General features: G+C 46.1%; 11 protein-coding genes. 4 read left to right on the top strand and 7 right to left on the bottom strand.

Annotated features, from left to right (window positions below; all coding sequences use genetic code 11):
* Positions 1-15 precede the first annotated feature (15 nt).
* On the bottom strand, positions 16-855 hold the full coding sequence (locus tag ACOCLE_RS07115) for an AAA family ATPase (protein ID WP_419536122.1): 840 nt from the start codon (positions 853-855) through the stop codon (positions 16-18).
* Positions 856-1,270: 415 nt separating this feature from the next.
* Here ACOCLE_RS07115 and tnpC point away from each other — a divergent pair, with 415 nt between their 5' ends.
* Positions 1,271-2,776, top strand: coding sequence for an IS66 family transposase (tnpC, locus tag ACOCLE_RS07110; RefSeq protein WP_419532963.1), 1,506 nt, complete (start codon positions 1,271-1,273; stop codon positions 2,774-2,776).
* On the opposite strand, the gene ACOCLE_RS07105 is transcribed toward tnpC, so the two are convergent.
* From ACOCLE_RS07105 to ACOCLE_RS07095, 3 genes are all read right to left on the bottom strand, one after another.
* Entirely contained in the window at positions 2,777-3,466 is a 690-nt protein-coding gene (locus ACOCLE_RS07105) for a hypothetical protein (protein WP_419536121.1), read from the bottom strand.
* A 191-nt stretch (positions 3,467-3,657) separates the two neighbouring features.
* Positions 3,658-4,350 (bottom strand): hypothetical protein, encoded by a 693-nt coding sequence (locus ACOCLE_RS07100; RefSeq protein ID WP_419536120.1) that lies wholly within the window; start codon positions 4,348-4,350, stop codon positions 3,658-3,660.
* A gap of 119 nt (positions 4,351-4,469) precedes the next feature.
* Positions 4,470-6,308, bottom strand: a complete 1,839-nt coding sequence (locus tag ACOCLE_RS07095) for a beta-ketoacyl synthase (protein WP_419536119.1) — start codon at positions 6,306-6,308, stop codon at positions 4,470-4,472.
* 235 nt (positions 6,309-6,543) lie between these two features.
* Between ACOCLE_RS07095 and ACOCLE_RS07090 the strand changes: the two genes are divergently transcribed.
* From ACOCLE_RS07090 to ACOCLE_RS07080, 3 genes are read left to right on the top strand one after another with little or no spacing between them, the layout of a single operon-like run.
* Positions 6,544-7,509 (top strand): GlxA family transcriptional regulator, encoded by a 966-nt coding sequence (locus tag ACOCLE_RS07090; protein WP_419536118.1) that lies wholly within the window; start codon positions 6,544-6,546, stop codon positions 7,507-7,509.
* A gap of 46 nt (positions 7,510-7,555) precedes the next feature.
* Entirely contained in the window at positions 7,556-7,999 is a 444-nt protein-coding gene (locus ACOCLE_RS07085; protein ID WP_419536117.1) for a DUF2147 domain-containing protein, read from the top strand.
* A gap of 11 nt (positions 8,000-8,010) precedes the next feature.
* Positions 8,011-8,532 carry a hypothetical protein gene (locus ACOCLE_RS07080; protein ID WP_419536116.1) on the top strand — a complete coding sequence of 174 codons (522 nt, stop codon included), beginning with the start codon at positions 8,011-8,013 and terminating at the stop codon, positions 8,530-8,532.
* Between the two features lie 6 nt (positions 8,533-8,538).
* On the opposite strand, the gene ACOCLE_RS07075 is transcribed toward ACOCLE_RS07080, so the two are convergent.
* The 3 genes from ACOCLE_RS07075 to ACOCLE_RS07065 all read right to left on the bottom strand — a co-directional run bounded on the left by ACOCLE_RS07075 (position 8,539) and on the right by ACOCLE_RS07065 (position 11,441).
* Positions 8,539-8,796 carry a FeoC-like transcriptional regulator gene (locus tag ACOCLE_RS07075; protein WP_066015870.1) on the bottom strand — a complete coding sequence of 86 codons (258 nt, stop codon included), beginning with the start codon at positions 8,794-8,796 and terminating at the stop codon, positions 8,539-8,541.
* An 81-nt stretch (positions 8,797-8,877) separates the two neighbouring features.
* The gene (gene feoB, locus ACOCLE_RS07070; RefSeq protein ID WP_419536115.1) at positions 8,878-11,211 is read right to left on the bottom strand and encodes a Fe(2+) transporter permease subunit FeoB; all 2,334 of its coding nucleotides are present in this window, start codon (positions 11,209-11,211) and stop codon (positions 8,878-8,880) included.
* Complete coding sequence (locus ACOCLE_RS07065; protein ID WP_419536114.1) at positions 11,208-11,441, bottom strand: FeoA family protein; 234 nt, start codon at positions 11,439-11,441, stop codon at positions 11,208-11,210. Before ACOCLE_RS07065 ends, feoB begins: the two co-directional genes overlap by 4 nt.
* Positions 11,442-11,615 lie beyond the last annotated feature (174 nt).

The following is an 11,615-nucleotide window of genomic DNA, read 5'->3' as shown; positions in this document are numbered from 1 at the left end:
GGTTCCTCGGGTCGGTTAACCACGGCGACTCATAAAGGCCAGGCGCTCCAGCAGGTAAACATCCTGCTCATTTTTTACCAGTGCACCATGCAGGGGGGGAATGGCGCTTCGGGTATCCCGGTTTTGCAGAATATCTGCAGGAATGTCGTCTGAGTTGAGCAGTTTCAGCCAGTCGATCAACTCTGAAGTAGAGGGCTTCTTTTTAAGGCCCGGAATCTCTCTGAGTTCAAAAAATACCTGCAGAGCCTCATCCACCAGTTTTTGCTGCAGGTTTGGAAAGTGAACCTGAACGATTTTTCTCATGGTTTCTGCATCAGGAAAGCTGATGTAATGAAAGAAGCACCGTCTCAGAAAGGCATCGGGCAACTCTTTCTCGTTATTACTGGTGATAATGACGATAGGGCGTTGTCTGGCTTTGATCTGTTGCTGGGTCTCGTAAACATTGAACTCCATCTTATCCAGCTCTTGCAGCAGATCATTGGGGAATTCGATATCGGCCTTATCTATTTCATCGATCAGCAAAACGGACTGCTCTTGTGACTCAAAGGCTTCCCAGAGCTTGCCTTTCACAATGTAGTTGCTGATATCGTGAACACGCTCATCACCCAGCTGAGAATCCCGCAGGCGGGAGACTGCATCGTATTCGTAGATTCCCTGCTGGGCTTTGGTGGTGGACTTGATATGCCACTGCAGAAGCTCTTTCCCCAGAGAACGGGCCACCTGTTCTGCCAGCATGGTCTTGCCGGTACCGGGTTCACCTTTAATAAGAAGAGGGCGCTGCAAGGTTACTGCGGCATTGACGGCCATTTTCAGGTCATCGGTGGCGATATACTGGTCGGTACTTTCAAAGCTCATAGGGCAGTTATCTTCTTTTTATTCTGAAATACGTTGTTCTGTGGACGTATTTCTCTTATTAGTGGTGTTTGACGTTGCGGGTAAGGGTAACGCAAAAGAGAGTGGAATGGGTAGTCAGCAGACTCTGTAAAGCCCTCAATAAAAGGTTATAGATATTTTATATAAATCTATAATTTTAAATTACTTTACGACATCTCACTGACCAAGATAATCTCATGCCATAAGAAATCAAGGCATAATGCTGTGCCTATGCAGGAACAGAGATATTTTTCGCATTATAAGGAAAAGAGTTTTATGACACAGGTTTATCAGGATAATTCTCAGTCGTAACTATTCAGCACCCTTCATATAAATCTGGAATTTTCTGATTTTTCGACCATCATCTTATACTCAATTTTTCTAACAAATCTCCAGTATGGAACCAGACTTCCCAGCTACTCCGTTTACCGAAGCTCTCCTTAAAGAGAATGAAGAGCTTCGGACCGAGAATGCGCTTTTACGGGAACGTTGCAGCGAACTGGAAGAAAGGGTTAATAAAAACAGTCAAAACAGTAGTAAGCCACCATCGTCAGATGGTTATCAAAAGCCCAGTAAAAAAGGGAGTGATAAAGGTGATACATCTTCCAAAGAAGCCCCCTGCTCCTCACAGGAAACACCGAACCCCAAAAGCCTTAGACCATCTTCAGGCAATAAACCAGGTGGCCAGAAAGGTCATCAAGGCTCTTGTTTGAGACGTGTCGCCTTACCCGATTATGTCAGGCATCTGAAGGTTGAAAAATGTTGCTGTTGCCAGTCTTCGCTTATCGATATTAAACCCACCAAATACATTGAGCGACAGGTTTTTGATCCAGGTAGACCCGGAGAATTTGAAGTTACCGCGTACTGGGCAGACGTTAAAGTATGTCCTTGTGGTAAACGGAACACCGCTGAGTTTCCCCAAGGAGTGAAAGCCGCTGCTCAATACGGAGAAGTGACTCAGGCAATGGCTGTTCATTTAAACCAGTATCACTTCATCCCATATCACCGGGTGTCTGAGTATTTCAATACTATTTATTGCATGAGTGTCAGCGCAGGCTCTGTTGCCAATTTTGTTGCCTATACCCATGAGAACCTGGCCTCTACTGAGCAGAGTATCCGCGATGCTTTACAAGAAAGTCCGGTTGCAGGAGCGGATGAAACTGGCATGCGGGTTGACGGTTCACTGTGGTGGTTACACATTATGCGAGATGACCAATGGACGCTTTACTACCTCTCAGAAAGGCGAGGTTGTGAAGCAATGGATGCAATGGGCATCCTGCTGACTTTTGCAGGCATTCTGGTTCACGATCATTGGAAGTCCTACTTTGCCTATGCGGCAGTGCATGTGCTTTGTAATGCCCATCATCTGAGAGAGCTTCAGGGAGTTGTCGATAGGGATGCGAATAAGCTGGCTCTGCGGCTGATGAAATTGCTTACGCTCTCCTGGCACTTCTGCAAGAAATACAAAGCAGCCGGTCTGACTCAAATGCCTGGTGCAATACAGCTTCGCATTGAGACGATATACGACCAAATCCTTCAAAGGGCTCTCACGAAGGAAACCGCTTATATGGAAAAACAACGACAGGTGCTTGGACGTAAGAAGGTCAGGAATACCAAGGCCTACAACCTGTTCAAAAGGCTTATTGAGTTTAAGGTTGAAACGTTGCGCTTCATGTCGGACTTTTCAATTCCCTTCGATAACAATGGCAGTGAACGTGATGCCAGGATGGCCAAACTTAAGCAGAAGATCTCAGGCTGCTTCAGAAGCGAAGACGGAGGTACCATGTTTACCCGAATCCGAAGCTATTTATCATCTGCTAAAAAGCAGGGGTTGAACATATTTCAGGCGCTTCTTAAAGCGGTTCGAAATTACAACAATACGCCTTTGCTGGGTGCTGAATAGTTACCAAATTGAAATAGAGTGGCCTTCACAGATAGAAGGATCGAACATATCTATACGATAGAAACCTTTGTGAAAACAGCTTTCAAATCTATTTAGATCATACTCAACCGAAAAAGCTTTAAGACCAGATCTTGATACATAGTCATCTAAAAAATCATAGAAATCTTTTCTAGTCTCACTATTTTTTTGAGCCTTATAGAAATCGGATTGACCATCTAACCATGATGCATCCGTCATTTCAGATCGAGGTAGAATACGACGATAATTTATAAAAGCCTGATATATATCATCAGCCTCATCTTTATTAAAATCTGTATAAATTCGCCCCCAATCATACCCAAAATCATTCAAAAAATCTGTATTCTCAGCCTTACTCATAAGCCATCGGGAGGTAAGAATGGCACACATTCCATTTTGCCCTACCATACCCCACATGGAATAAAATTCTTGGGTAAAAGGAACAACACTTGATACATTATGCTGCCTAGCAATATCAATTACATCTATCAACGCCACTCGATGATTCAATAAAATAGAAACCAGCTCTAATGTGCTATCTCTTATGGGAATATCACGTCCACTTAATTGAGGATCCCATTCCCGAATAAATGCTGCTATTTTTGGCGAAAAAATACTAGAAATTTTGTCAAATAGCTCCCCATTGGTTTTAGGATGAGAATGTGAATCCATTATACCAAATCGCATCAACCTGAGTATGTAATCAGGATAATAGCCTCCCCTTGGAGGTTTCGGTGGTGCTCCCACCCTTGGAGGTTTCGGTGGTGCTCCCACCCTAACTGGTTTTGGTCTTTCAGAAAAAGCACCTTCAGACCCTCTAATCGTATCATCATGATACCTACCGACTAAGATAGCTTCTTTTTCTAGTATTTCCTGTCGTTTTTTTTGTAACTCTTTTTTTTCTTTTGACTATTACAAGATAGATTCCAAACTTTATGTCTCCGAGAAAAAAACTCATTATTTTCAAGAACAAGACTTATTGACTTAAAAAGAGAAGGTGTGGCGGGATGGCCAAGATCAAAAACACGTTTATCTTTAGAAGTTCTGAAAGCCGGTATACTACCTACAATTATTTCTGCCTGACCACCATCTAGGTTTTTAAAAATATGGAAGTAAAGCTGCCCAATATCTTTAGGAACCCCCTCTTCCTCTATACCTAAATATCGAGCAACCTTCCCCCAATAAAAACCATTTAAAATATTATTATTTTCACCGCTAATACACTCTTTAATATACCCTTGATTTAGAATATCAAGCTTATCAAGTACAGATTGCTCGCTTGTTTTTAACTCAGGCTCCGATAATCTTAAGCTAAGATTCCTGTTAATTTCAGAAACTGCTTGGGAAAGGGTGCTGTATTTCGCTGTAAAGGCAACTTTTTTTTGATGCTGATTGATATCTTCACCATGATACAGCTCTACCGCTGGTGATACGCTAGTTAAAGATCGACCATTCAACATTGGTGAGCTCTTATCCGGACAATATGGACTTTCACTATATAAAGTCCGATTTTCTCCAGCATGCCCCATAAACTCGGTTTTTACACTTTTCGGCATCCTTTGCCTCAGAATATTTTTGTTTTTCCTATATTTTAGACAGTGGTGTGTCTTAAGCTACTAGAGACTCTATCCATAACTGGCAATGATTCCATTCAAAGCCAGTTACCCAAATAATATCAGAATGCCCAGAAAGGGTTTTCCATATCCAAGCTTAACGCCTTCCCATAGCCCGGAACTTTAACCTGTTTTTCCGTGAACTCCAGATCAGAACCATCCAGTACCCCCTCACCGAACTGATAAATAGGGTTAGATTCACCGCTCTGGCAGCGCTGTTCATAGTCATCCTGCTGTCGGGTAACTAACTCATTTTTCTGTTGCCATTGAGTCATGGCCTTATCACCATGGCGGGCTTTCAGCATCTTTTGAGTTATTTCGGGGCTGAGCAGCAGTGCTGTTGCATTATTACCACCAAAGCCTTTGGCATTGATTAAAGCCAGTTCCATCTGGTCGGCACCGGCTTCGAGATGATTCATTAAAATATTCAGTTTTTCGGAGTGAACGTCCTCAGCCAGACCATGAATGGTTCTGATACCGGGAATAAAACCGTGCTTCCAGACACCAAGGGTCGCCATGATCTGGTCTCCACCCGCAGCGCCAATGGAGTGACCCACATAACTCTTCACGGCAGCAACCGGCCAGTTTTCCATACCGAATACTTTTGCGGTTTCACTAAGAATCTGTGATTCAGTCACCCGGTTCTGTGGAGTTCCTGTACCATGGGCCTGGACAAAACTCCGGTAACGCAGGGCGTCATCCCCGGCAATTGCCCTACCCAGAGCAGCAGCCCGTGCAACGGTCAAATGATTACCGGCTCCTGGAGCAGAAATGGATTTTTTATAACCGTCCGCATTGATAAAGACATCCGCTACGGCCCCCAGGATTTCCGCGCCACACTCAAGAGCCAGTTCGTCATCCATCAAGACCAGAAACTGGCTGGATTCTGCAATCGTGAAGCCCGCATTATTACCAAAGGGCCGACAGGCCCTTCTCCAGTCCGGATTTTCAGAGTCCGAAAGCCCGTCAAGGCTCCGAAGGGCGGCATCAGTCGTCAAGGCACCCATGGTGGAATAACCTTCCATGACTTCCGGGGTAATTGGCGCCTCACTGTTACCAACAATGACCAGACGCCGACGGCCACTGCGAATCTCTGAAGCTGCCTGCTCCAGGTTGTAAAGCATGGTTGCACAGGCTCCCATCCCGGTACCTGTACCACCAAGGGAACCAAGGATATAGGCATTGATAAAATCCGCGGACATCTCAGCAAAGCCCAGTGGACATTGCTTGGAAGTCACCCGCTTACCCATCAGACGAGATTGAAGCATGCCACCATTGCCGTTGAAATCCAGTTGACTCATGGCACTGCCGGAATAGACAGCAATTTCTTCAGGGCTTAATTTCTGCTTGATCGCATTCCAGTCCATACCGGATGAGTAAATAGCATCGGAAGCACCAAACACCGTCATTGTCAGTGATCTGGGGTGGTTTCGGGACTGGTATAGCTTCTCAGGAGCAAACCCGCTGGGGAGTTGGCCAGCGGCACTGACCAGTGATTCACGGTTGGCAGGAACCATTAACTGCTGGTTATCTTCAATTTTGACCTTAATTCGACCATCGTCCAGCTTCTCCAACTGCCATCCGGCCGGGAGAGGGTTAGGCAAACGACGTCCTTTGATAATAAATTCAGATCCAGCCTCAGCCTGAATGGCTTGATGAATGGGAATGGCCTTGTGATCAAACAGGTTGCTTTCCAACTGTCGAATCAACGTTCCAGACAGAATATCTTCCCGACCACTGCCTTCCGGCAGATTTCTCAGCGCTCGAAGCGCAGCAAGGGTTTCACGCTGCAACGGGTCATTCAGACATTCCAGCACCAAACGACGGTAACCATGAAAACCAGAGGTTCTTCCAGCTGGGCTGACCCCACCTTGAGCAACAATAACGGGTAATCTGGACAAACCACACTCCTGTATAACAACTGAAATACCTGCCGCTCAGCGTCTGAGCAGAGGTCAGGTGTTATGAATGCAAATTAAGAATCAAATGAAGTTGGCACTAGTTTAATGATTTCGTGATAAACTTAACCGGATGAAAAAGACATAAATACCGACAAAAAAGACATGTAGCTGAACAATGTTTCAACAACCTCCTCCAATCGAGTTGAATCGTGTACTGATACCTATGGTAGAGCATATGATCAGTACCAGTGTGACATTACCGCTTGAGATGCTTGAAGCGGCAATGACATACACCCGACTGTCTGCAAATAAAAAAAGTATTGAGGTTCATTTCTGTGCCAGAACATCAGATCCTGTCACCACCACTGGCGGTCTGAGACTGACACCCGACAGAACCTTTAAACAAAGTGGCTATGGCGATCTGATCCTGATTCCTGCGCTCTGGAGAAATCCGATCCCGGTGGTCAGGAAGCACCCTGAAATCATTGACTGGTTAAAGCGCCAATACGATTCTGGTGCTGTTTTTGCAGCTGCAGGTACCGGGGTGGCTTTTATGGCAGAAACGGGGCTTCTGGATGAAAAACCAGCAACAACTCATTGGTTTTACATGGAAAAACTGCAACGCTTTTTTCCTGATATTGAGTTCAAGCCGAACCACCTGATCACACGGGCAGGTCGTCTTTATTGTGCAGGCAGTGTCAACTCGGTAGCTGACCTGATGGTGCACATGATTGGCGTTGCCCTCGGCGAGTCAATCGCTCAGAAAGTTGAGCAGCAGTTCTCTCATGAAATCAGAAAACCCTTCAAAGATACCCATTTTGCTGAAGATCATGCGACAGCGCACCAGGATGAAGTGATCGTCTCCCTGCAGGACTTTATCCATCATCATTTCGCCAGTGAAATTTCGCTTGATGAGCTTGGTAGACGGTCAGGTTTGAATTCCCGCACACTGAATCGCCGCTTTCAGCAGGCAACTGGTTCACCTCCAATAGAGTATGTCCGAAAAATCAGGCTTGATCAGGCCAGAGATCTATTAAAGAATACTAACCTGGGTATTGCAGAAATCGCCCTGCAAGTGGGGTATGCCGACGCCGACTACTTTTCCAGATTATTCAAGCGTCGCTACCAGCTCACACCTTCTGAATTTCGCAGAAGCGTCCGGGGCAAACTGTTCTACCTGAATGACACCACAATGGAATGATTACATTTAACTCCGGAAACTTCCGGAGTATCGGAGATTCCCTCACATGTTCCTGAAAAAACACGCTCTGGCTGCAGGATTGTTTTCCCTCTGCCTCTCTTCCGTTAGCCTTGCTGCCTCCCCTCTTGGCATTTGGAAAACCATTGATGACAGCTCGGGTGAAGCAAAAAGTTATGTCACGATCGTTGAAGAGAATGGCAAACTCTCTGGTAAAGTGACCCAGATTCTCGACCCTGCCAAACAGGACAGCATTTGCGACCAGTGCAAAGGCGATCTTAAAGATCAGAAAATTCAGGGTATGACCATACTCTGGGATATGGAACAGCAGGGCAGCAAATATGACGATGGAAAAATCGTCGATCCCGAGTCCGGGAAAATCTACAGCGCCAACATGAAAGTGCTGGAAGATGGTAAGAAACTGGAAGTTCGGGGCTATATTGGGTTCTCACTGATTGGCCGTTCACAAACCTGGGAACGCGTTGAAGATTAATACATAAATCATTGAACTCATTAATAATTACAATTATCTTTCTTATTGCAGCCGGTCTGATCACCGGCTCTATTCTCCTCTGGACCATTCGACTTGGCATTGGCCCTACTCCTACCTCTCGAAAGGTCAGGATGGCCATCATAGACATCCTTCCCAGTAACCTCTCCGGTGACATTATGGAGCTTGGCTGTGGCTGGGGACACCTGGTTCCAATATTAAGAGAAAAATACCCTGACAAAAAGATAGAGTACTGGGAGCGTTCCCCAGTGCCTGCTATCTTCACTCGGGCCGTTTATGGAATTGATGTAAAGAGAAAAGACTTTTTTGATGCCGATTTTTGTAATGCACAACTTATTATGTGTTATTTATTTCCTGATGCCATGAAGCGCATTGAAACGGAAATTATTCCTCAACTACCCAAAGGCTGTTGGGTTCTTACCCACACATTCCGCCTGTCAGGCAGAAAACCGATTAAAGTTATTAAGGCTGACGATCTTTATAAGACCCCGGTTTACCTGTATCAGATTCTCTGAAACTTCTCAGGCAAGATTAAAAACCGGTATTTGTTGTACCTTACCCTGCCAGCGATAGATCTCCAACTCAGCAGGGTCACAGGAAACACAGCCTTTCTTACAGGCCACAAAGCAGCCTGGCTGCTCGCAGCTCAACTGACCTTTCCTTAACCAGTGAGAGAGCATTCCTCTCATGGCCTCAGGTGTCGTATTGAATTTCACACTGAGATCAGCCAGAGAGCAGACTTTCTGCTGTTTCAAGTAATCACGAATTTTGATCAGCATGGTCAGCTCCTGTCACTTCAAGTTTCAATGGATGGCCAAAAGAACGAACAGTGCTTTTGGCCACTCGCTATGACTACGATGTCATTGTGTACTGACATCCATCCGCCCTTGCAGCACGGTTGCCCCCATGCGTTTCATCAACGTAACAATGATGAACATGATCAGGGACAGGGATACCACCCAAAGCAAAGCTTCCGCAGGTTGAGCGGCAGCCAGTGAAAGCTGGTAATAGATCGTCGCAACGGCATAACCCAGGAAGAAGGTCCAGCCAGCAATGAACATTGTCCAACCCAGGCTGGTTTCACGATAAATAGCACCCAGAGCTGCTACACAGGGGGTATAGAGTAGAATCATCAGTAGATAGGCAATGACAGCCGCATTACTTGGGAATAAATCAGCCATGACAGAGAATGTTCCAACGGTGACTTCCTGTTCTTCTGCTACCGCATCAAGGTCTGTCAGATCCCCCACCTGAACACCCAGAGGATCTGTCAACGTACTGCTCAAACCACTCAGGTTTGCAGGGATAGTCGCTACCGCTTCTTTGATACCCGCCATCAGATCAAAAGAGGCCTCACCTTCCGGTGCGGGGTTTTCAGAAGCAGCAATAGCTCCATACATTGAATCCAGAGTACCCACCACAGCCTCTTTGGCCAGGATACCAGTAAACAGGCCTACCGCTGCAGGCCAGTTTTCTTCCGTCATGCCCATTGGAGCAAAAACAGGTGTAATGCTTTGACCAATTTTACTAAGCATCGAGTTCTGGGTGTTCTGGTGACCAAATGAACCATCCGTACCGATCGCGTTCAGGGTATTCAAGACGACCACAACCATCACAATGGCCTTACCGGCACGAATAATAAAGGACTTCAAACGATCCCAGGTGCGCAGAAGAACCTGGGTGACTGATGGCAAATGGTAGTTAGGTAACTCCATAATAAAGGGTGAGCTATCACCACCGAGAACGCTCTGCTTTAGAATCAGTCCGGTAAATATCGCAGCAAGAATACCCACCAGATACAGGATGAAGACCACATTCTGGCCTGACTCAGGGAAAAAGGCAGCAGCAAACAGCGCGTACACGGGTAATCGGGCACCACAGGACATGAAGGGAGCCATGGAGATTGTCAACAGCCGGTCCTTTTCATTATCCAGTGTTCTAGCAGCCATGATTGCTGGAACGTTGCAGCCAAAGCCGACCAGCATGGGAACAAATGCTTTGCCAGGAAGACCGAGAAAACGCATTAGCCGGTCAATAACAAAAGCAGCTCTGGCCATGTACCCCGAATCTTCCAGTATGGAAAGGAACAGGAACAGGAAAGCAATGACCGGGATAAATGTCGACACGGTCTGGATACCACCACCCACACCATCAGCCAGTAACGTCACTGCCCAGGCGGGGGTTCCAACAGAATTCAGCCAGTGACCCAGTCCGTCCACCAGCAGAGTCCCGGTAAAGATATCGAAAAAGTCGATAAAGGCACTGCCGAAGTTAATGGTGAACATGAACATCAGATACATGACACCGAGGAATATGGGGAACCCCAGCACCCGATTCAGTACGACACGGTCAATGGATTCGGTCAGCCGATGACTGGCAACCCCTCTCTCACGAATCACTGACTCCATAATGTGACCAACCACATCGTAACGTCGGCTGGCCAGAATAATATCCAGGTCTTCCTCAAGGGCTGCTTCAATGATATGGCGCTGCTGGGTAGCCACATTGACCACTTGCCAGGTCAGGTCTGGAAGAGGAATACTGTCACCTTCCAGTAACTTCAGTGCATACCAGCGCTGGGAAAGTGAGCTATCCAGAGCAGCTGATTCTTCAAGGGTCGACTCAATAACACTAATGGCCTTTTCCAGTTGTTCACCAAGGTTCAATGGTGGGGCCACTGAAATACCATTATTCAGAAAATCATTAATGTCCTTTAAAAAGACTTTGATGTTGCTTGTCTTACTGGCAACCAGCGGCAGCACTGGGCAGCCGAGTTCCTCAGAAAGCTTATCAATATCAATGTCCATGCCCTTTTCTCTGGCAACGTCCATCATATTGAGAACAACAATCACTGGTGCCCCCATATCCAACAATTGGGTTGTCAGATATAAGTTTCTCTCTATGTTTGATGCATCAAGAATATTGATGATCAAGTCCGCTTCACGTTTCAGGATATAATCACGGGCAACTTTTTCATCGAGAGAGACGTCGCTGTCAACAACATCAAGACAGTAGGTTCCAGGCAGATCAACGACTTCTATGGAGTTTTCTTCGAAAGTATAAAAACCACTGCGTTTTTCGACCGTTACACCAGGCCAGTTACCAACCCGCTGCCGGGCACCTGTTAACGCGTTAAACAGCGTTGTCTTACCACAGTTAGGGTTCCCTACGATTGCAACAACATGCTTATTCATACTCTGGCAACCTCAACAACTGCAGCTTCATCCTTTCGAATAGACAGTTGGAAGCCTCTAACTTCTAACTGGATTGGATCCCCCAGGGGAGCAACACGACAAACCGTGAACTGGGTTCCGGGGGTCAGCCCCATTGCCAGCAATTTTCGCCGATAGGCACTGCCAGCATCCAGAAAAGCCGTTACCCGGCCGCACTCGCCGGTTTTCAGCTCACCCAATGTCACCTTCATGTACTTCTCTCCACAGGCATCATAAGTCGATTTTGAAAGTCCTTTCTCTACACAGCAGGTAATGACCCTCAAACTACGACGAAAAAATTTGAACTCAAATCACATGCCAGGGGTAAAGCCTATTTTTTTGTAGGGTTTTTAGTATGAAATGGTTGGTGCCTGGCAAATTTTCAA

Origin of the sequence: Endozoicomonas sp. (genome assembly GCF_965196975.1) — a bacterium.
Classification (GTDB): Bacteria; Pseudomonadota; Gammaproteobacteria; order Pseudomonadales; family Endozoicomonadaceae; genus Endozoicomonas.
The sequence above is the reverse complement of the archived record's forward strand: the minus strand, read 5'-3'. Positions and strand labels throughout refer to the sequence as shown.